This window comes from Ignavibacteriota bacterium, from assembly GCA_016716225.1.
Classification (GTDB): domain Bacteria; phylum Bacteroidota; class Ignavibacteria; order Ignavibacteriales; family Melioribacteraceae.
Window position 1 is genome coordinate 3685537 of the sequence record JADJWT010000001.1, and the last position, 23599, is coordinate 3709135.

At 29.6% G+C, this 23599-nt stretch carries 14 protein-coding genes; 2 read left to right on the forward strand and 12 right to left on the reverse strand.

Annotation, left to right across the window (positions count from 1 at the left end; all coding sequences use genetic code 11):
• Positions 1 to 128: 128 nt before the first annotated feature.
• Positions 129 to 2126 carry a glycosyl hydrolase family 2 gene (locus tag IPM32_15960; protein MBK8946747.1) on the reverse strand — a complete coding sequence of 666 codons (1998 nt, stop codon included), beginning with the start codon at positions 2124 to 2126 and terminating at the stop codon, positions 129 to 131.
• Positions 2127 to 2629: 503 nt separating this feature from the next.
• Between IPM32_15960 and IPM32_15965 the strand changes: the two genes are divergently transcribed.
• Positions 2630 to 4015 (forward strand): AGE family epimerase/isomerase, encoded by a 1386-nt coding sequence (locus IPM32_15965; protein ID MBK8946748.1) that lies wholly within the window; start codon positions 2630 to 2632, stop codon positions 4013 to 4015.
• Between the two features lie 63 nt (positions 4016 to 4078).
• Here IPM32_15965 and IPM32_15970 read toward each other — a convergent pair whose 3' ends face one another.
• The 6 genes from IPM32_15970 to IPM32_15995 all read right to left on the reverse strand — a co-directional run bounded on the left by IPM32_15970 (position 4079) and on the right by IPM32_15995 (position 13710).
• The gene (locus tag IPM32_15970) at positions 4079 to 5278 is read right to left on the reverse strand and encodes a glycosidase (GenBank protein ID MBK8946749.1); all 1200 of its coding nucleotides are present in this window, start codon (positions 5276 to 5278) and stop codon (positions 4079 to 4081) included.
• A 35-nt stretch (positions 5279 to 5313) separates the two neighbouring features.
• Positions 5314 to 7218: a Na+:solute symporter gene (locus IPM32_15975; protein MBK8946750.1), complete on the reverse strand. Its 1905-nt coding sequence runs from the start codon at positions 7216 to 7218 to the stop codon at positions 5314 to 5316.
• Between the two features lie 112 nt (positions 7219 to 7330).
• Positions 7331 to 8464 carry a beta-mannosidase gene (locus tag IPM32_15980; protein ID MBK8946751.1) on the reverse strand — a complete coding sequence of 378 codons (1134 nt, stop codon included), beginning with the start codon at positions 8462 to 8464 and terminating at the stop codon, positions 7331 to 7333.
• Positions 8465 to 8544: 80 nt separating this feature from the next.
• Positions 8545 to 11145 carry a carbohydrate binding family 9 domain-containing protein gene (locus IPM32_15985; GenBank protein ID MBK8946752.1) on the reverse strand — a complete coding sequence of 867 codons (2601 nt, stop codon included), beginning with the start codon at positions 11143 to 11145 and terminating at the stop codon, positions 8545 to 8547.
• Positions 11146 to 11289: 144 nt separating this feature from the next.
• Positions 11290 to 12282 carry a glycoside hydrolase family 130 protein gene (locus IPM32_15990; protein ID MBK8946753.1) on the reverse strand — a complete coding sequence of 331 codons (993 nt, stop codon included), beginning with the start codon at positions 12280 to 12282 and terminating at the stop codon, positions 11290 to 11292.
• Between the two features lie 27 nt (positions 12283 to 12309).
• Positions 12310 to 13710 (reverse strand): MFS transporter, encoded by a 1401-nt coding sequence (locus IPM32_15995; GenBank protein MBK8946754.1) that lies wholly within the window; start codon positions 13708 to 13710, stop codon positions 12310 to 12312.
• Between the two features lie 268 nt (positions 13711 to 13978).
• Between IPM32_15995 and IPM32_16000 the strand changes: the two genes are divergently transcribed.
• Positions 13979 to 16414, forward strand: coding sequence for a glycosyl transferase (locus IPM32_16000; GenBank protein MBK8946755.1), 2436 nt, complete (start codon positions 13979 to 13981; stop codon positions 16412 to 16414).
• Positions 16415 to 16707: 293 nt separating this feature from the next.
• Here the strand turns inward: IPM32_16000 and IPM32_16005 are convergent, their stop codons facing one another.
• The 5 genes from IPM32_16005 to IPM32_16025 all read right to left on the reverse strand — a co-directional run bounded on the left by IPM32_16005 (position 16708) and on the right by IPM32_16025 (position 23553).
• Positions 16708 to 17808 (reverse strand): cellulase family glycosylhydrolase, encoded by a 1101-nt coding sequence (locus tag IPM32_16005; protein ID MBK8946756.1) that lies wholly within the window; start codon positions 17806 to 17808, stop codon positions 16708 to 16710.
• A 38-nt stretch (positions 17809 to 17846) separates the two neighbouring features.
• Entirely contained in the window at positions 17847 to 19178 is a 1332-nt protein-coding gene (locus IPM32_16010) for an AGE family epimerase/isomerase (protein ID MBK8946757.1), read from the reverse strand.
• A gap of 10 nt (positions 19179 to 19188) precedes the next feature.
• Positions 19189 to 20202 (reverse strand): cellulase family glycosylhydrolase, encoded by a 1014-nt coding sequence (locus IPM32_16015; protein MBK8946758.1) that lies wholly within the window; start codon positions 20200 to 20202, stop codon positions 19189 to 19191.
• 20 nt (positions 20203 to 20222) lie between these two features.
• On the reverse strand, positions 20223 to 22379 hold the full coding sequence (locus tag IPM32_16020; protein ID MBK8946759.1) for a T9SS type A sorting domain-containing protein: 2157 nt from the start codon (positions 22377 to 22379) through the stop codon (positions 20223 to 20225).
• Between the two features lie 244 nt (positions 22380 to 22623).
• Entirely contained in the window at positions 22624 to 23553 is a 930-nt protein-coding gene (locus tag IPM32_16025; GenBank protein ID MBK8946760.1) for a TerC family protein, read from the reverse strand.
• Between the last annotated feature and the right edge of the window lie 46 nt (positions 23554 to 23599).

Consider the following 23599-nt stretch of genomic DNA (forward strand, 5'->3'; position numbering starts at 1 on the left):
ATAAATGATGCCAGAAATAATGTTCAAACTATTACTGAATAATGCAATTATTTACGTCCCTTTAATTATTAAATTGATAAAATTTATTATAACGATAAAGGGACATGTCAACTAATTAATTAACTATGCTACCAATTATCTGTTCTGAATGATGAAGCTGGCAATCCCTCAATATTAAATAATGTTGCTTCTGCATTGTTATGCCAAGCATATCTTATGGCAACCGGGTTTTTAACTTTATCGCACCAAACTATTAATTTATTATTCTCTATTATTGCATTCGCTTTAACAAATTTTTGATCTTCACCGGATATTAAAAATTGATTTTTACCATCTTTAATCACCAACCCGGATCCAATATTATCAAATTCAATTTCAATTTTGTTTTCTTTAATTGAGAAAGTTTTATATAAAGGACCGGAAAAAACTATATCTTTCCCATAATCTTTTGCAAGTGCCCAAAGTGCTAATCTTTGACCAACATCTTTTTTGTTTGCCGGATGAATATTTGTTGTATCTCCAATATCTAAAGTAACTGCCATTCCGGTATTTTCTAACGATAAAGTTTTTCGTTGAGCATCTCTTAAAAATTCCGATCTTGTATTTTCACCATAATTATATGGTGCAATCTGCGTAAAATAAAATGGGAAATTTTGATTGAATGAATCTCTCCAATTTTTAATCAGTGCTGGAAAAAGTCTTTCATATAATTCAGCATTTCCAGCGTTTGATTCTCCTTGATACCAAATTGCTCCTTTAATTTTGAAAGGGACCAATGGCGCAATCATCGCATTATAAAGTAAAGTTGGTGTATTTGAATTTAATTGTAATGGTAAATTTGGTCGACTATTTAAAGCGTCTAAATTTGATCCAAACACATAATATTTCATTCCTTTAAATTCAGCAACCGGAAGGTATTTCCAATCACCGCTTAGTGAAATTGCAGAATTATTTTCCAAATTAACAATTTTTAATTCTTCCGAATTTCCATAAATTCCGCCACCGCCTCTTGTATCATTTACTCTCACGGCAATTGATATTTTATCAAAATTATTTATACTCTTCGAAATTTTATAAATTCTTTTTGTTTGATAATTTCCATCTTTTTCAATCGCACCAACCAATTCACCGTTTATATATGTAACATCAAAATCATCAATTGGACCAAGCTCAATTTGCAATTCTTTATTTTTCCAATCATCTGGAATTTCGACATTTTTTCTAAACCAAACCGCTCCATCAAAATCACCTAAATCCGTTTGTTCCCAAAGTATTGGAAGTTTCATCAATTTCCACTTAGAATCATCAAAATTTGTTTTGCTGCATTCCGAATCATTAAAATTTAAATTCGACCAAATATTATCTCCCTCCTTTTTGCTCATATCTAATATTTCAAATTTCTGAAGCCAATTGTTTAACTCAATTGCAGCCGGAACACTTATATTAATCATTTTTAAAGTTTCTTTGAATTCCGGAATATCTGACAAAAACTCATTATTCGTCCATGATTCAACTGGGGTTCCTCCCCAACTTGAATGTATTAACCCAATTGGAATTCCCAATTCTGCATTAAGTTTCTTTCCAAAAAAATATGCTGTTGCGCTAAATGTTTTTGAAGTGTTCGGATTACTTTCAACCCATTCTCCCACGCAATCATTTTTTGGTTTTACAGAAATATCTTTTGTAACCGTAAAAAATCTGATATTACTATTTTTAGAATTTGCAATTTCACTTTCGGAGTTTTGAATTATATCTCTCGGCGGCCAACCTTCCAAAGGCATCTCCATATTTGATTGACCCGAACACAACCAAACTTCACCAATTAAGACATTGGTTAATTCAACGTTACTTTCTCCATCACTAATTTTTAACTCGTAAGGACCACCAGCATTTGGAGTTTTAATATTTGTCAACCAAAGAGAATCATCCCCAACTTTACAATTTACATTTTCTCCCCAACTTGCATTAATTAAAATTTCAGAATTTGGAATTCCCTTGCCCCAAATAACGGCTTCGCTATTTTGTTGAAATACCATGTTACTTCCGAAAATTGAAGGTAAATCGATTTGTGCAAATAAATTGAAAGTTGATAATGTAATCGCCAAAAGAAATAATTTTGTTTTCATTTTTTTTACCTGATAAAATTTTAAAATGTTAGAATAAATTATGAGTTCTAATTTTTAGATAAAATATTTTCTGAATTGCGAACTATGTCAGTAATCTAAAAATTATTACTAATATTAACAAAATCATAGAAACAATTAAAAAGAATTTGTTATTTACTCTTAAATGATATTTTTCTTTTGTTTGCATTAACATTATCTTTTTAGGATTTCCGAATAAAAAAAAACTAAATAGAATTTCTAAAAATAAATTCTAGTTAAAATTCAAAGTTCAACAAAAGTGCCAAATAATCAGAATCTACTAAAACTACAGAAGTTATTTTTTATGAAGATTTCGGTAGTTGAAATATTTATAAAAAGTTTACAAACTGATTGGGTTATCATTTTAATAAAAATCTATCAGTTTGATAATTTCAATAACTGTAAAAAAGTATTTTTAACTTAAATTGTTCATTAATAATTAGCACAATTTTTGTAAAAATACTTCAACAAAACTTCTTATTAATATGGATTACATTAATAAAATTCTTGATGAAATGAGTTTTCAACTCAAAAATAATTTGTTGGATAAATGGTATCCTAAAGTTATTGATTTTGAAGCTGGCGGATTTTTTTCAAATCTTTCACATAATTTTACTCTTGAAAGTTCTCAAGAAAAAATGATTGTAACTCAAGCAAGAAATATATGGACTCTTTCAAAAGCCGCTGATTTTTTTGGCGAAAAAGAATATTTGGATTTTGCATTATACGGGTTTCAATTTTTACACAATAAAATGTGGGATAAAACCAATGGCGGTTTTTATCAAATTAAAAATCGCGAAGGTAATTATTCTAATATTGAAGGTTGGCAAAATGAAAAAAGAACTTACGGAAATGCTTTTGGATTATTTGCTTTAGCCTCACTTTACCAAACTTCAAAAAATGAAAAAGTTTTGAATTTTGCAAAACAAGTTTTTTATTGGATTGATACTTTTGCACATGATAAAATACACAAAGGTTACTTTCAATTTTTGAATGAGGAATGTGAAATTTTTAATAGGGGAAGTAAATATAAATCAATAGCCACAGATAAAAATGAAGTTGGATATAAAGATCAAAATTCTTCAATACATCTTTTGGAAGCATTTACTGAATTCTACAATGTTTACAAATCTGATTTGCTTAAAGAAAGATTGACCGAAATGCTTTTTTTAACTCGAGATGTAATTACAACAGAGAAAGGATATTTACAATTATTTTTTGATGAAGAATGGAATTCGGTTTCTTTTAAGAATGAACCAAAAGAAATTCGTGAAAGTAATTATGGTTTGGATCACATTTCATTTGGTCACGATTATGAAACAGCATTTTTAATGCTGGAAGCTTCTCATTCATTAGGAATAAAAAATGATATTAAAACTTTGCAAATTGCAAAAAAAATGGTTGATCATTCATTAGAAAATGGATGGGATATTATTAATGGCGGATTTTTTGATGAAGGATATTATTTTGAAAATTCAGATAAATGTGAAATTATTAAGAATACAAAAACTTGGTGGGCACAAGCTGAAGCTTTAAATATTTTTTTAATTATGTCGCAAATTTTTCCAAATGAACAAAAGTACTTAGAAATATTTTTTAAAGAATGGGATTATGTGAAAAATTTTATAATCGATCACGAAAATGGTGATTGGTATTGGGGTGGAATTGATATTGAACCTTTTCAAAAAATTGAACCCAAAGGAAGAATTTGGAAAGGAACATATCACAATGGAAGAGCTTTAATGAATTGTATTTCGATTTTAGCAGATGAAAATTTTAAATTATTTAAACTAAGTGAAGGTTTTAAAAAGAAGAAAATTGAATCCGATAATTTTATAAATCATTGGAAAAAGGTTGCAGAGAATTTATGAAATTAATTTTTTAAAAATGGAACACAGATTTATCAGATAAATTATCATTTCCACAAATAAAAATTAATCTTTCTTTTTTCTACTCATCAACAATTTCATATTTTTATCTATAAGTTTTTTCCTTTGCTGAACTGAAGCAAAACTTCTTAATTCATCTTTTGGAGTATTAATTACATAATCAAATAGCTTATCAATAGTTGAAGTTGCAACATGCATTCTTGTATCGGATGAAGCATAATAAATAAACACTTCGCCGTTTTCTTTTGCAACCCAGCCATTACTAAAAACTACATTTGAAACATCGCCAATTCTTTCTTCATTTTCGGGAGCTAAAAAATATCCTCCGGGTGAGGCAATAATTTTTTCGGGATTTTTAAGATCGCTTAAAAACAAATATAATACATAACGTAATCCAGCAGCTGTATTTCTAACACCGTGTGCCAATTGCAACCAGCCTTTTTTTGTTTTAATCGGAGCCGGACCCAATCCATTTTTCACTTCTTTAATTGTGTGATATTGTCTATCATCAACAATTATTTCATTTTTAATAATTGGCTTTTCAATATTTTCACACAAACCCCAACCAATTCCGCCGCCGCTACCTGCTTCAATAAATCCATCTTGAGGACGTGTATAAAATGCATATTTATTATCAACAAATTCCGGATGCAAAACAACATTTCTTTGCTGCGGAGATTTTGTTTTAAGATCCGGAAGTCTTTCCCATTTTACAAAATCTTTTGTTCTAACAATTCCACACTGAGCATTTGCACTTGAAGTATCTGAAGATGATACATTTTTATCTTTTCTTTCAGTACAGAATAAGCCATAAATCCATCCGTCTTCATGTTTAACCAATCGCATATCATAAACATTTATATCGGGATCATTTATTTCCGGCAATTCTATTGGGTAATCCCAAAATTTAAAATTATCAATTCCATTTTTTGATTCGGCAATTGCAAAAAAAGATTTTCTATCATTTCCTTCAACTCTTACAGATAAAAGAATTTTTTTATTGAATAATATTGCTCCGGAATTAAATGTTGCATTAACTCCAATTCGTTCCATTAGAAATGGATTTGTTTTAAAATCTAAATCATATTTCCAAAATGGAGGAATGTGCTGGGCAGTTAAAATAGGATTTTTGTAACGATCAAAAATTCCGTTACCTTTTTTAATTTTTGTATTTTTTTGTTTTACAAAACTTTTATAATCTTTGAAAAGAATGTTTACTTTTTTATCAAACTGCAATTTGTTCATTATTCACTTAACCAATTTTTTTATATAGATAAAAATTAAGAATTTTCCCCGTAAGAACTTTCCAATTTATCCCACCAATTAAATTTTAATATTGTTGAAGTTATTACCAAAACAATTATTGAAATAATTAAAGATTCAAATTCTCTAATTACTAAAAATATTGGAAATGCCATAAGCGAAATTTGCCAAACAATTCCAATAACAATATTAATCATATCCTTTCTGAAATTTTTATTTGGTTCAAAATTTGGTTCACCCAATTTTACTTTATCAAGAATTGGATTCCAAAAACCCCAAGGTTTTACTTGCTTGTAAAACTTAATTAATACTTCATCATTTTCCGGTTTTGTTTTTATTGTTGCAATTATACATGCAAAAATTGAAACTATGAAAATTATCGGGAATGAATTCATACTTGGATTATTTTGTAACGGGAAATTATCAAGCCAAGGAATTAAATTTAAATTTTCTAACAAAGTTAAAATTAGTGAAGTAATAATTCCCGAAAACATTCCCCAGAAATACCCAAATCCATTAAATCGCCACCAATACCATTTTAAAATATTTGCTGCTGTATAACTTCCCCAAAGCGAAGCAACAATCCATAAAACAATTTGATTTAATGATTCAACAAAAAATCCAATTGTAATTCCAACAATTACAACTGCCGCAGAAGATATATAACTCATTGTTACATACCTTTTTGGTTCTGCATTCGGATTTATATAACGTTTGTAAATATCATTAACAATATAAGCCGGAGCTGCATTAACGGTTGCAGCAAAGTTGCTCATAAAAGCAGCAATGAAGCCGGTCATAAGCAAACCAAGTAAACCAACCGGCACATATTTAGCTAAAACTTCGGGAAGTATTGCTTCAAAATCCGGAGTTGATATTGAACTTTTGTAAAGTGCATCAAAATTTGTAAGTGCAAGAACTGTTAAACCGGTTACTAAAAAATATCTTATTGGATTTAAAACTACGCTTACAAGTGAATTCATTTTTGCTGCTTCAACTGGACTTCTTGTAGAAAGAATTCGTTGCATATCATAATTTGGTGCCGGACCAGCAGCAGCTACAAATATTCCTTTGAACAACATCATTCCAAAAAACAGTCCAAACATTGAGTAACCATCAGTAATTATCCATTGATTAAAGGTTGAAACTTTTGTCGCAACCGAAGAAGTAACTGCTGTCCAATTAAGATTTAAATCTGCGCCAAAAAATATATTACTCCATCCATCAGGAATTACACTTCTAATCATTTCAGGAGATACATTGTACATCGCAATAATTCCAATAGCAATCGATGAAATTGTTAAAATGCCATATTGTATAACTTCTGTAAAAACTACGCTGAACATTCCGCCTTTTACAACATATAATGTTGTTATTGCCATCAAAATTAGTGCATACAAATTTGTGTTTATTTGCGGATATTGTTGAACCCAACTTGGATCGCTAACAAGTGGAGGCAAAAATGCGGCAGCAAATTTTCCAACTCCCTTAAATCCGTACGATAGAAATCCTATTACACTAATAAGTGCAAAAATCACAACAATAATGTGAGAAAGAGTTGCACCTTTTCCATTTCCAAATCTTGTATTTATCCATTCGGCTCCGGTCATAACATTTGATTTTCTTAACCATGGCGATAAATAAACCATCAAAAATATTTGATTAAAAACCGGCCACAACCAAGGAATCCAAATACTCTTTAAGCCATACACAGAAAGCCAATAAACTAAAAGCATTGTTCCGGCAATATCAAACATTCCGGAAGCATCGGAAACTCCAAGAAACCACCACTTAATTGTGTTGCCTCCAAGAAAGTAATTATTAATATTTTTTGATGCTTTTTTGGATAAATACATACCTAAGAAAATTGTTGAGATTAGGTAAGCAATAATAATCGAAAGGTCAATAAAGCTAAGCTGCATCGTCAATTCCATTTGAGGTTTTGAAGAGAAATTTCAAAAATGATGCCACTAATTTATTTAATAAAACTTGAGTTAAGAATAATTTTGAAACTTTTAAATAATAATCAACTTATCATTTTGATAAAATCATATCAATATTGAATAAATCCGGAAGCTCATCTGCAAAAATTATTTTAGGATCATTTTTAAATTCAATAAAATTTTGTGCGCTTGGATGATTCTTGTAAGGTGCATAAAAATGATTAATGTGTGCATTTCTCCAGACCATAACAAATGAAATATTTACACTATCACTTTTAATAACTTTCAATAACTTTTCTGTCCACCATTTTTCATCGGGAATTTTTTCCAATCCGGTTTCAGTTAATGCTGCAATTTTATTTTTATCTTTAGCAATTTTAGAAATTAATTTTAATCTTTCTACCGCAGCATTTAATCCTTCACCAGCTGGTGAAAAATCCCAATAGTTATCCATTCCAATTAAATCAACAAATTCATCACCAGGATATTTTTCTAAAAAATCTACTTCATTGTAGAAATTTCTATCCGGTGAAAAAGCATAAATTACATTTTTTACTTTTTGAATATCTCTTAAATATTTTACCGTAAACTGCCATAACTCAATAAATTCTTCGGGAGTACAAAAATGATCTCCCCACCAAAACCAGCTTCCGTCAAATTCGTGAAACGGTCTAAAAATTATTGGAATTAATTTTCCATCTTTTCCAATCAAATGTTTTAAGAAGTATGAAATTCTATCTAATTCACTTTTATAATTTTCATGATGACTTCCGCCGGGCAGAATATGTTTTACAACAATTGTTGTATCATAAAAACTTCCACCGGTTACTAAATTATTAAGATGCCATGCAAAAATATTTATTAAACCATTATCGTGCGATGCAATAACATGATTTTTAAGCCAATCCGGATTTTCATTTTTTTGATAATTTAGATCGGCAAAATCCCATCCAATTAATCCGGGATAATTTCCGGTTACATCCTTTACATCCGATCTGTTAATTTCATCTCGCCAACCAATTCCGTAAGCAGTTGAATGCTGATGCCCAAAAATTATTTGTGATTTATGATTTTTTTGTAAGTGATAAAAAAGTGCAATTGTTCCAAAAGTTGCATTGGAATCAATAAGTTTTACGCCTAATTTTTCCTGAACTAATTTACTTTCATTCCGATAAGTGCAAGAAGAAAAAATCAATACTACTAAAAGAATAAGATAAAGTTTCAATGTGATCCAAAAATAAATTTTACGTTTGCATATTATTTTTAATTAAAAATATAATTGCAAATTAATTTTATTGTTTCATTTTAAATATCTAACCAGTAATTAAATTTTAATAAATAAATATTACTGGGGTATAACTTACCCAAATTTTCAAAAGCATTATTCACCGATTGATTCCCGGAAAGTAAATAATCATTTCTTTCTTGCGACCAAACAAAATAAATTTGCGAGCCAGCTCGATATTCCCATCTTAGTACCAAATTTGATCTGAATTCAAAAAAGTTGAAATCTGGATTTTCAAAACTGTATTCAACTTGATTTGACGAACAATTAATTACATCATAATTATTTTCATTCGCATTAGTAATTAAATTAGAAATTCTATTATTATAATTTGATGCTTTTGAATTTTCCACAATTTTAAAGTCAGAATATTTTCCAATAGATACAAACGGACTTCCATAATACTGAACTGATAATTCTGAAGTAATATTGTAATCAAATCTAATAGTTGCACCAAAATTTCTCTGATTTATTTCTCCTAAAATATATTTAACATCTTCATTAATTTTTTTGCTTTCAATAAATTGCAATTCATCTCTATTTTTATAAAAATTCAAACTGAAAGAAATTTTCAAAGTATTCATTGGCTGCAAAGTAATTCCTGGCTGTAAATAATAATTTTCGAATCTATTTTCATTTGCTTCTGAATACTGAAAATTTAAATCAGCTATAAATTTTTTTGATGGATCTGTTCTGATAAAGACACTACCACTCCATTCACTCGGTAAAATCATTGCATTACCACCGCGTAAAATACGAGTATCTAATTTTTGCGAAGTAAAACTTAAGGAAGTTAAAGTTGTCCATTTATTCAAGAACTCAAAATATAAACTCAAATCAGCGCCAGAAAAAAGATGATTTAAACCAAAATCCCAATTATTAAATTGATTAAAATTTATTTTATAATTTCTAGAAATTGCATTGGGCTTTACTGAGAAGTATGAAATAGAATTTTTCTCTTTAATTAAATCAACAAGATTTATATAACCCATGTCGTTTAGTTCAAGCCCGGGCGAACGCCAAGACACATCAGCGGAATAACGCCAAAGATCACCGCTTCCTTTTCCAATTTTAAAATACCCGCCATGTCCTGATAAATATTCCGAATTCTCATCAAAATTTAAATGCGATGCATCTGGTCTTTGAAAATAACGAGCCGAAGATTTTTGTAAGTTATTAATAGATGCTTCACTTCCATCCAAATAACTACCAATAAATTTTAGATCAACAAAATATTCCTTGTTATTCCAATATTGCAAAAAATCAATTCCGCCAGTGTAAGAATTTGTATGCAAAATTTCCAAATTATCACTATTAATAAATCTATTTGTGGAAGTCGCAATTCCGCCCAAAACTGTATTTCCAGCGCTATAATCTTTCTGCAAACGAAGTAGCAGATAATTGGTAAGCGGTTCTACATCAACTTTTCTTTCATTTAAATTTTGGGATATTTCGGCTTCTTCTTTTGCCGTTAAACTTTGAAGAACTCCAATTGCCAAGCCATCTGCAGATTTTCCACTCAATTTCAATGAACTTAAAATTGAAGTGTTTTTGGGATATTCTATATATTCATCATTTTGTAAACTTGGGAAATAGGATGGTTTGTGCCCAATTCTTCTGCTATAAAAAAGTGTGCTTCCGTCAAAATTAAAATCAAAAATATTTTTACCTTCTAGAAAAAAAGGCCTTTTTTCATCATAAAAAGTTTCGAAAGCAGTTAAATTAATTACAGATGGATCAGCTTCAACTTGTCCAAAATCTGGATTAATTGTTAAATCCAAAGTATAATTATTTGATAACCCAATCTTAGCATCAAAACCAGCATTGCCTAAAAATTCTCTTCCATTTTTTTTGAATGGATTATTTAAATCTTTTTTAAATGTATTAAGTTCTCCCAATATATAAGGCATCAATTCAATTGGAGGTTTATTTATTAAATTATATAAACCATGAAGCTCACCAAACTGATAAATAATTCCGGCACCTTTTGATGATTGCGGTTCCCAATCACTTTCTTCCTGAAATCGGTCAATCCATCGCCAACAATGCATTCCCCAAATTTGTTCCAGCTCAGTACTAAATCTTAATTGACTGAATGGAATTTCAAATTCTGCAGTCCATGCAGAATCTTCAAAACCAACTTCACCTTTCCATACGGCATTCCAGTTAACATCCCAATTTGTTGGATTGTATAACAATAAATCAATTTTTTGACCTCCAGCAGTTAGATCAAACTCAAATGCTGTTCTGTGGTCATGGTAACTGTCAAAACTAATTCCAACAATATCTCCATGAAATTCATCTCTTCGCCCTGATCTTCTGCTTATTTTACTTGGTTCTTTGTCAAATGCTCTAATTGCAACATAAATACTTTTATCATCGTAAAGAATTTTTATTTGGGTTTCTTGAGAAGGTTGAGCACCTTCATTAGGAATCCATTGAATAAAATTACCAGCCCAATTTCCCCCTTGCCAGCATTCATCATCAAACTTACCATTAATATTGGGTTTTTCTGAAGTTAATCTTTCAGTAATATAGGTTCTTTTTTCATTTGTTGAGGTAAAATATACTGAATCTGAATTGGCATAATATTTTGATGAAAATGAAAAAAACGAAGACAATAATATCCCGAAGTATAGAAGATCTAATTTTATTTTCAAGAATTTACCGTAATTTTTAGATGTGTTTAAATATCTGCTGCAAAAATATTACATAAATAATTTAGAAAGTAGAAAATTGTAATTAATTTTAGTTAAAAGTATACTTCAAAAGACTTCTGAATTATTTTTAATATAATTTAAAAGTTCATCTACTTGAGTAAACGCAATAGCAGTATAAGTATCGGCAGCTCCGTAATAAATCGCAATTCTTCCCGATTCTGCATCATACAAATTTGCACAAGGAAAAACAACATTTGGAACAAAACCGGTAGTTTCATAATTTTTTTCCGGAGTTAACAAATAATCCCGCGTTCTGTAAAGAACTTTACTCGGATTTTCCAAATCAAGTATAACTGCTCCAAAACTGTAAACAAATCCATTGCAAGTTCCAGAAACTCCGTGATAAAATAAGAGCCATCCTTCAGTAGTTTCGATTGGAATTGGTCCAGCTCCAATTTTTGTTCCTTGCCACCAACCTTGTCCGCCTTTCCCCATAACGTGTTTATGATTTCCCCAATAAATTAAATCGGGACTTTCACTTAAATATATATCTCCAAAAGGTGTATGACCTGTATCGCTCGGTCTATTTAATAACATATATTTTCCATTTATTTTTCTCGGGAATAAAACTCCATTTCGATTATACGGTAAAAGTGGATTAGGCATCCGAATAAAAGTTTTAAAATCTGTTGTTCTGCCAAATCCAATTGATGGACCCTTCATATCGTCGCACCAAACTATGTAATATGTTCCATCAATATTTACAACTCTTGGATCATATGCATAACTTGTAGGTTTATGATTTCCATTTTCATCAATCCAATTTATAGGATCCAAATCCAAATTTATTTTTATTCCGTCTTCACTTGTGCCCGCAAATAATGTTGCTCTGCCATTTTTCTGATCAGCTCTAAAAACTCCAGCAAATTTTCCGTTAAAAGGAGTGATTGCGCTATTATATACTCTTGCAGCTTTGGGAATTGGATTCCATTCTACTATTGGATTTCCGCTGAATCGCCAAATAACATCATTACAGTTTTTTGGTTTTTCTTCCCATGGAATATTTGGTAAACTTTTACCCATAATTGTTGAAGCCATTTTTGTCCTTTTATAATTCTATAAAATTTAACTTTCTGCAATTTGTCTTCTATATTTAAGTTCAGTTTCAATTTCATGAACTTTCTTTTCATCTAATGGATAAAATATTAAACTTATAATTGCTAAAACTCCAAACCCAGCGGGAATTAAACTGAACAATAAAACTAATCCATCTAAACTTTCTTGTGATTGAACTTGGTTTGGTTCAAATCCAACTTGAGCCATTAAATTTAGTGCAACAAAGGATCCAATTGCCCAACCAAATTTTTGAGACATTGTTGAAGCGGAAAAAACTAAGCCGGTCGTTCTTCTTCCCCGTTTCCATTCATTATAATCAGCAGTATCAGCATACATAGCCCAAACTAAAACACTCAAGGGTCCACCGGTAAGCGAACCAATTATTTGAAAAAAGAAAATCAATCCTAATTGATCCGGTGCGCAAATATAAAAACCAGCTGTACCAATTACTGCAACAATAAAATAAAGGAAAAATGTGTTTTTCTTTCCCAATTTGTTTGATACAAAACTTACTAATAGAACACCAACAAGAGAAGAAAATTGCCCAACAGTATTAAATGCTGAAGTGATAGCATTAAAATCATAAGATGCTTTACCTAAAAATGGCAAGGAAATTTCCTGAGTTCCAACAAAATATTTAAAGTAGTGAACTGTAACACTGCTTCTTATTGCCACAAAAAGAATAAACATTATTGTAGTAAGTAATAAAATTAACCAGGGACCATTTGTTACCAATTCAAAAAAGTCTTGTTTGATAGAAGACTTTTGCGTTTTGGGCGGAAGAACTCTTTCTTTTGTTCCAAAAAAAGTTATTAGGAAAAATATTACTGCGGCAATTCCATAAATAATAAATGCAGATTGCCATCCCTTCCCTTCATTACCTTTGCCAAGAATTTGTACTAAAGGTAATAAAGTTGCTGAAACTATTATTCCGGCAGCAAATGCAAATAAAAATTTAAAAGATGAAACTGAAGTCCGTTCATTTGAGTTGGGAGTAATTACTCCTAACAAAGCTGTGTAAGGAATATTTATTGATGTGTACAACATCATAATTAAAAAGAAAGTTACGTATGCCCAAACTAATTTTCCGCTTTCATCTAAATCCGGAACGGTAAAAGTAAAAACGCCAGCAATGGCAAAAGGAACGCACATCCATAATAAATATGGGCGGAAATGTCCCCATTTTGTGTTAGTTCTGTCTGAAAGTATTCCCATCATTGGATCATTTATTCCATCCCAGATTCTACTAAATAAAAACATTGAAGCAACAGCTGCAGCGGGAATTAAAAAAACATCTGTATAAAAATATGTTAGGTAAAGCATAAAGGTTTGCCAATAAAGGACAGAAGCCAAATCTCCAAATCCGTATGCAAACTTTTCTTTAAAGCTTAATTTTCCGTTTTCATTCATAATATTTCTGCCATTTTGTTTTTGGAATAATTATTGCAATTCTTATTAAAGAAATTTGGATTTGGATTATACAAAATTCTAATTGAAAATTATTTCAAAATTTATACCATATATTCTTAAATAAAATATTTGAATTTTGGTTTGTCACAAAAACAAAATCTTGATAGAAGAATTTTACAACCATAAAGATACTATTTCCTTTTATTCTTATGATATATAATTATCATTCTGATAAAATTATTTCTTAAAAAATTTATAAAGGTTTAAAATGAAATTTGGATTTTTCGATGACGAAAAAAAAGAATACGTAATAACAAATTACAAAACTCCATATCCATGGATAAATTATTTGGGTAGTGAAAATTTCTTTTCAATAATTTCAAACACTGCCGGCGGTTACAGTTTTTACAAAGATGCTTTGCTTAGAAGAATTACGAGATTCAGATATAATAATGTTCCTATCGATAACGGAGGAAAATATTTTTACATAAATGATTCCGGTGATATTTGGAATCCGGGTTGGAAGCCAATTAAAGCTGATGTTGAGAACTATTCTTGTCGACATGGATTAGGATACACAATTATTAGCGGTACGCGAAATTCAATACAAACTGAAATTTTATTTTTCGTTCCATTGCAAAATAATTGCGAAATTCAAAAAGTTAAAATTTCCAACTTGGGTGAAAAATCAAAATCTTTAAAACTTTTTTCATTCGTAGAATTTGCTTTGTGGAATGCTCAAGATGATCAAACAAATTTTCAAAGAAATTTTTCAACCGGAGAAATTGAAGTTAAAGATTCCGTAATTTATCACAAAACAGAATATAAAGAGCGAAGAAATCACTTTGCATTTTATTCTGTAAATTCCGTGATAAATGGATTTGATACCGATCGCGATTCGTTTATCGGCTTGTACAACGGATTTGATAATCCAGATGTTGTAATTGAAGGAAAATCAAAAAACTCATTTGCACACGGCTGGTCGCCGATTGCTTCTCATCAAATAGAAATAACACTTTCGCCAAATGAAGAAAAAGAATTTATTTTCATACTTGGTTATGTTGAAAATGATGAAGAAAATAAATGGGAATCTAAAGGAATTATAGATAAAGAAAAAGCTGTAAAATTGATAAATGAATTTTCAACTTCGGAATCTGTAAATAATGCTTTTAACGATTTACAAAATTATTGGACTTTCCTTCTTTCAAATTTTCAAATAAAAAGTCACGATGAAAAACTTGATAGAATGGTAAACATTTGGAATCAATATCAATGTATGATAACTTTTAATATGTCGCGAAGTGCATCGTATTTTGAAAGCGGTATTGGTCGCGGAATGGGTTTTAGAGATTCTAATCAAGATTTAATTGGATTTGTTCATCAAATTCCGGAGAAAGCTCGCGAAAGAATTTTAGATATTGCTGCGACTCAATTTGAAGACGGCGGAGCCTATCATCAATATCAACCGTTAACAAAAAAAGGTAACAATGCAATTGGCGGAAATTTTAATGATGATCCGCTTTGGTTAATTCTTTCAACAACAACTTACATAAAAGAAACTGGCGATTGGTCAATTCTTGATGAACAAGTTCCATTTGATAATGATGAAACGAAATCTCAATCTTTATTCGAACATTTGAAAAGATCATTTTATCATGTTGTAAATAATTTGGGACCTCACAAACTTCCTTTAATTGGTAGAGCTGATTGGAATGATTGTTTGAATTTAAATTGCTTTTCTAAAAATCCGGATGAATCATTTCAAACTACAGAAAATAAAAAAGGTGGCGTTGCCGAATCAATATTCATTGCCGGAATGTTTGTTCTTTATGGAAATGAATTTGTTGATCTTTGCAAAAAGTTAGAAAAAATTGATGAAGCAAATAGTGCTTTATTTCATATTGAAGAAATGAAAATTGCGATTGATAAATATGGATGGGATGGGAATTGGTTTTTGCGCGCGTATGATTTTTATGGAGAAAAAATCGGCAGCAATGAAAATGAAGAAGGTAAAATTTTTATTGAGTCTCAGGGAATTTGCACAATGGCAGAGATTGGTGTTGAAGATGGACGTGCTAAACTTGCGCTAGATTCCGTAAATAAATATTTGGATTGCGAATACGGAATTGTTTTGAACAATCCGGCATTTACAAAATATCATATTAACATGGGAGAAATTTCTACATATCCGGCTGGTTATAAAGAAAATGCTGGAATATTTTGTCATAATAATCCTTGGATAATGATTGGAGAAACTATTTTGGGCAATGGCAATAGAGCGTTTGAATATTATAAAAAAATAGCTCCATCATATTTAGAAGGAATAAGTGATTTGCATAAAACTGAGCCTTATGTTTATTCTCAAATGATTGCCGGGAAAGATGCATTTAAACCGGGCGAAGCAAAAAATTCTTGGTTAACCGGAACTGCTTCGTGGAATTATTATGCAGTTACACAATATATTTTGGGAATTCAGCCGCAATATGATGGGTTAAAAATAGAACCTTGCATTCCAAATGATTGGAATGGTTTTAAGATTGTAAGAAAATTTAGAAATGCGATTTACAATTTTGAAATTGTTAATCCAAATCATGTTTCAAAAGGTGTCTTAAAAATTTCGTTGAATGGAAAAATTATTGAAGGAAATTTAATTCCATTTATAGAAAAAGGAAGTGAGAATTTTGTTGAAGTAGAATTAGGTTAGAATTAGAAACATTTAGAATTGGCTTATATAATTTTTCTGATTGTCATTTCCTAATGTTGTTACCGGAAATCTATTTTTTAATATATTAGATTCCGGCTAAAAGCATACCGGAATGACAAGAAATTTGGAATGTCATGTTTTTTTCTGTCATGCTTAAAATGTTTCACCAAGATAGCAACTCTGCTTTTGAGATGACATCTTTATTTCACATATATTTTTAAATTCAAAAGATGTGAACTTTTTAAAAGATCCCATCTTAATCTGGGGAATTACAGATTAAATAAATAATTATTCTAAAATAGTTTTAGCAATTCTAACATTTTTCTATCAAGTTTGTGACCTTTATATCCCTCATACTTTACGTCTGATCTATTACTATTTATAATTCCAAAATCACCTTTTAAATTCCACATTGATTGTCCCCAATTTGCTTCTTTCCATAATGACAAAATATCTTCCATCCATTTAAGACAAATATCATGCGGTGTTTTATTATAACATCCCCATTCTCCAACATGAACTTGAATTCCCTTATCAACAACTGGTTTCCAACTATTTATTAATTTTTCTCTAAGTGCATTTTTATCCCAAAGTTTTCCATCATCTCCTTGTAAAGGCCATGTTGGTTTACTAAAAGTTTCAAATTCATTTTTCGGAACCCAAGTTGCAGTATAATGACTAACACTCATCGGATCATAACCGCGTGTACTTTGTACAATATTTAAATCTTCAATTCCCAAAAGTGGATATCGTCCAATATCTTTTCCATCAACAACAATTAAACGATCCGAATCTTCTTCTCTTATTCCTTTAACTAAAGCACGAACAATTTCTTCGTATCGTTTAACATTTGTATTTCCGGGAGGTTCATTAATTAGATCAAACGTAACTTGTTGATTTGGCAAACCTTTATACCTATTTGCAATAAACATCCAATGGTGCACAACAGCATCTAAAGCTTTTTGCATATTTTCTTTTGTATCTTCAAACAAATCCATTGGTTCTAAATTCCTTCCGTTTATGCAATAACCCGGAACTCTGTGCAAATTTAAATTTATATGAATTTTATATTGTTTCCCAAATTCAATTACTTCGTCAATATCGGTAAATATATCTTCATTAATTTCTAACCAATTTTCCGGTTTCGACCAATTCCAGTATGACATTGGAATTCTTGCAAAATTAAATCCAAGTTCAGCCATAATTTCAAAATCTTCTTCGTCAAATTTTCTTCGTGGACCAACTCCGCCGGTTTTTTGAGTTAAGTTAAATCCTTTATATTTTGAAAAATTCATATTCTCCTCTTTAGATTGAGATTTTGATTCAATCGGAATTCCGCTAAAAGCTGCGAAACCTAATACTGCACTTGTTTTTACGAATTCTCTTCTTTTCATATTTTACTCTAAAATTATTTTTTTCGAAATAAATTTTATCAGTCATCCAACATTTTAATACAATTCATAAGTGCTCTTGAATTATGATAATTAACTTTCCACTCATATGACTTGGGGAAATATATATTATCTGGTGATATATCTAATCCTTCAGCATACCAATCACCATGTTTGTGATCAATTAAATATTTTTCAATATATTCCCATTGTTTCAAAAATAATTCATAATATTTTTTTTTATCAGGAAATAATTTATACATTAATAAAAAAGAATTTAATCCTTCTGCTTGTACCCACCATACTTTTTTCGGATTTATAATTTTAGGTTTATTTTCATTTTTAAAATAATATCCTTCATAATAAAATCCACCGTTGTCATTATCCCACCCATATTTTATAGCATGATCAACCATTTTTTTTGCAACTGATAAAGTTTTTGATTTATCCAAATTTTCCAAAATTTCTTCTGCTTCCAACATTAGATAAGCAGTTTCAACATCATGTCCAAATGATACATGGTCCAAATAGCTATTTGCATTTCTAACATCATCAATTGAATCTCTAAATGAAATTGGATTCCACTTTTCATCAAAGTATAAATTTAAATATCCAGTTTGAGTAACTAATCTATCTCTAATTAAATAAAGCATTTCTTCCAATCTTAATTTTAGCAGATCATTTTTCCAAGCTGAATAAAGCTCTGTTAATGCTTCCAATAAATGAATTGAAGAATTTTGATCTTTCCATTTTGGTTTTACAAAATATTGCAAGTCTTTCTTTTCTGTAAATAATTTTTGTTGTGAACCATCTTGATTTAATAAATCAAAATATCCTTTGTTAATTGGATCATGAGCATATTTCTCAAGCCAATTAAAAGTTTTGATTGCAAAGTTAAGCGCGGAAGTATCTTTGGAAATTTTATAATATGCCGATAAACAATATATTGCAAAAGCATTACTGTATGTGGTTTTGTTATTTCCAATTTGCTGAATTTCATTTCCCTTTTGATCACGGTAAAAATAAAATCCTCCGTACTTTGAATCCCACATTTTATTTTTCAGAAAATCAAATCCATGTTTTGCAATATTTAAATATTTTTCATCATTAAAAAATTGAGCAGCTTTTGATAAAGTCCACAAATGCCGTGTTTGTGAAACCAGCATTTTGTTTTGTTGACCTTCTGCTTTCCACTCAAAATTAAAATCGGTTAAAAATCCTCCGTGCAAAGTATCAATAGTTTTTGGATACCAAGTTTCGAAAATATTTTTTTTCAAAGATTGAAATAATTCATTTGATAATTTTTCATCTTGAGAAAAAATACTTGGTGAAATAATTATAAATAATGAAAGAATATTAAATACTTTTTTCATTACGCAATTTCTATTTATTTAACTCAATCATTTTTTGTTTGAAAAATTTGCCTTGCATTGTTGGTTCAAAATTCCAGCTTTCAATTAACTGCGGTGACCAAAAAGGATCAAAAACCCAAGCAACCCAAGAGATTCCTTTTTTATTAAAATAGTTTACTATTGTTTCACCATATTCTTCATCTTCAACAATTACCGGAATGTGTGCACCAGGACCATTAGCTTTCATAAAACCAAGTTCTGTTGCAATTATTGGATAATGATCGGCGATAAATCCCCAATCTTGTTCCCATTTATCTTCCCAAGGTTTTTCTCTTTTCTGAGGATACGGATGAGTAACATAAGCAACATTTGGATATGCGATCGGTTCATACTTTACATCGGTTAATTCATAAGCCCAATTAAATCCGGCAACTAATGGAATTTTATTTGCATCATGCGCATAAATTATTCCAATAATTTCTTCCATCAATTCTTTATGCTGCTGCCAAGAAATTTTACCCAATGTTCCATTGTAAGTTGTAGGCTCGTTAAATAATTCGTAAAAAGCAACAGTCGGGTTTCCTTTATATTTTGCGGCAATAGTTTTCCAAAACCGAAAAGTTTCAGTTTTTGTTGTATTATACATTGAATGTTGAAAAAGTTCGGTTCTCAAATTTCCAATTGAGTGCCAATCTATAATTACATAAATTCCTAATTCAGATGCCCATTTAATTCCATCATCTAAAAGTTTTAGATAATTTTCTTCACCTCTTTCCCTCCATGCAATTGGGTGAACCGGTAATCTGACTAAATTCACATTCCAATTTTTTAATTCTTCAAATAAATTTTTATTCCACATATTTTCATTTTGTAATTTATCGGGATCAGAAGTTGAAACACCACGAAATATAATTGTATTTCCTTGTTCATTAATAAAGTTTTTACCTTCTACTTTAATTTGAGATATTTGTTTTTCCATTTGTGCGCTTATGTTTGAGTGAAATAATAAAATTGTAATTAGGATTAAAACTATTTTTGTTTTCATATAATTTCCATTATGAATTTTTATTTTAGTAAAATCATTTTTCTTGTTTTAATAAAACTTCCAACTTTGAAAGTATAAAAATAAATTCCACTTGAAAGATTTGATCCATCAAAAGTTATTTCATAGTTTCCTGGTTTTTGCTTTTCATTTATTAAAGTTGTTACTTCTCTTCCCAGAACATCATAAACAATAATTAGTGGAGACGGAATACGTCCCGTCTCTACAATTGATACTGAATAATTTATTTTTGTAGTTGGATTAAATGGATTAGGATAATTTTGTGAAAGATAAAATTTATTTTTAAGTTCAGTTTCATCTTCAATATTTGTAACAATTTCTGCTGGAACTGCAATATAATCTAAATCCATCCATCCCCAAGATGGTTCAATCTCAATTGTATTCTCACCAGAAATTAAATCTACATTAAGAGATTTTTCAAGCCATTTATTTACAACTCCATCAAACATAAGTTCTGTTATTCTATTTCCGTTTACATTTATAAACTGACCTTTTGGTGTATCAAATGAAAGTCTGTAACCAAATTTTATTTCATAATTTCCATTTGTACTTACATTTTTAATTTGCCAAATAATTTTACTTGTGGTTTGGCGCATTTCAGAATATGCTCCACCGCTTGCTGTTGCATCGCTTTTTATAGTTAATCCGGAAGTTGGAATTGTGAAAACTTCTGCTTCTAACCTTGTGAATGGTGGATTACCGAAAATTATTCTAACAATATTTGATTTTCTTTTATGTCCGCTATTATCTGTTGCAAGTACATGAATTTTATAATTTCCAAATTCAGATGGTATCCATGTATATAAAAAAGGTGTTTCTGTTAATTCAGTAATTTTAATTGTATCATTTACAAAAATTTCTACAAGTTGAATATCACCATCTTCATCTGTTGCTTCAATATTAATTTGAACATTTGATGTATCTGAAAAAATTGAATTATCTTCAGGAGAAATTATTGTAACTTTTGGCCAATCACCGCCAATTCCTAAAACATCAACATCAGATTTATAATCATTCCACAAAGATTTTAATCCCAAAAGAATATCATTAGTATGAGTAACCGCATTATCAGTCCACGACCAAGCTAATGCACCAGCATATCCAGATTGAAATAAAACTTTATAAAGATCGGTTTTAAGAATTCCTAGAGTATTTTTCATATGAAATTCTGCAACAACAAGTGGTTTATCTAATTGCCAAAAATTATTTGTATTATGAAAAGGTGAAAGTTTCGTTCCAGCCCAATCATAATAGTGTACAGAATAAAAATCTAAAAAACCTTGTTCATCACCACCAGCAGATATTAATCTTTCATCTGAATAATAATTGTAATTTGCTTTTTGCGAAATCTGTTGAAAGTAATTGAGAACTGCATCGGTAGACAAATTAAACCTATATTTTAAATTTATTTGTTCAGTAATTTCAGATATTTCTGCACCAGAAAATTTTTGTATACTAATGGTTGGAACATCTGTCATAGCTTGAATACTCCAGCATCCATTTGTAACTTTTGCAAGTGTGTCAGTTCTATGAATTGCACCGGCAGTCAAATTTATAAATCTTTGAATATCACTCATTGGAACATGTTCAATATCCGACCATCCGAATTCATTACTCATTCCTTCGGGTTCATTAAAAATTTCCCAAGAAATTATTGCCGGATGTTTTTTTAAAGAATCTACCATGGGAACTAGGGCATTTTTTATATATGAATTTGTAAAAGAAGTGTCTGTAAGAAGCAGCAAATTTCTATTTAAATTTTCAGAATTTAAATTTGAACGTAGCATATCAAAAGACCATAAACATAAAATAATTCCAACTTCTCTCTCCCAAGCCAAATCTAAAACTTTTCTAATATCTTGAATTGTATAAATTCCGGGAGAAATAACTTTATTGGAATTATCAAATTCTGGTGAAACAGTTCCGTTAGTATGCAGCCACCATCTTAAAGAATTTCCACCATTTTCATGAATTTGTAACAGAATTTCTTCAAATTCTTCAAAGTTTGAATTCCCCTTTCCAATATCATTTGCAAAACTTACCCAAGCCAAATTTGTTCCGCTTAAGAATAAATCTTGATCATTATATTCAATTCTATTTTGACTAAATATTGGAAGTGAAAAAATTAAAATAAGTAGAAAAAATATTTTTGTTTTCATGATTTTATTTGGATTGTTTTAGAAATTAATATTCTAATACTATGCCATAATAATATTAGTTAATTTATTCAAAAAATTGGGAAATAAAATTAAAATTGAGTTACAAACTCTTTTGAGGAAAGAATTGAAGAAATTGTTATATCATAGTAATAATAATTTATAAAATTGATAAAACTTTATTTATTAGTTTTAAAAAAAATTACTGTATTAGTTTTAACAAAAGATTATTCAAGAATTATGCAAATCAAAACTTATTTTTGTTTGGAATATTTGTTTTATATACGGAATACAATAAACTAATAATTAAAATTCCAATTATTGTAAGAAGAGAATACTGAATTGGGATTTTTATATAATCAATTATCACCATTTTTATTCCAACAAATATTAAAATAATTGCCAGTCCAACCGATAAATACTTAAATCTTTCAATAATTTTTGCTAATGCAAAGTAAAGCGAACGAAGTCCAAGAATAGCAAAAACGTTACTTGTATAAACAATAAAATGATCTTGAGTTACTGCCAAAATAGCCGGAATACTATCCACTGCGAAAATTAAATCAGTTAATTCAATAAAAATTAAAGTAATAAAAAGTGGTGTTGCAGTTTTTTTATTTTTTTCAGTTATAAAAAATTTTTCACCGTGTAGATTACTGGTTGTTGGAATAAATTTCTTAAAAAGATTTATAATAGGATTTTTATCAGGATCAATTTTTTTATGTTTTTGAACAAGCATTTTAATTCCGGTATAAATTAAAATTGCTCCAAAAATGTAAATTGTCCAATGAAATTTCTCAAGTAATGCAACGCCAGCAAAAATGAAAATTACACGCATTATGAGAGCTCCAATAATTCCCCAAAACAAAACCTTGTGCTGATATTTTGATGGAATTTGGAAAAATGAAAATATTAGGACAAATACAAAAATGTTGTCAACACTAAGTGCTTTTTCGATAATGTAGCCCGTAAAAAACTCAAGAGCTTTAGTTTCACCAAATAAATTATAAATTAAAATGTTAAATAACATCGCCAATAAGATCCAAACGCCGGTCCATATAAGCGCTTCTTTTGTATTAACCTCATGTGTATTTTTATGAAAAACTCCAAGATCAAGAGCTAACATTAAAAGAACAAATAAATTAAAAACAATCCAAAACCAGATATTTATTTCCATAAAAATTCTTTCATTTTTTGTGAATCTATACAATTAAACAAAAAAT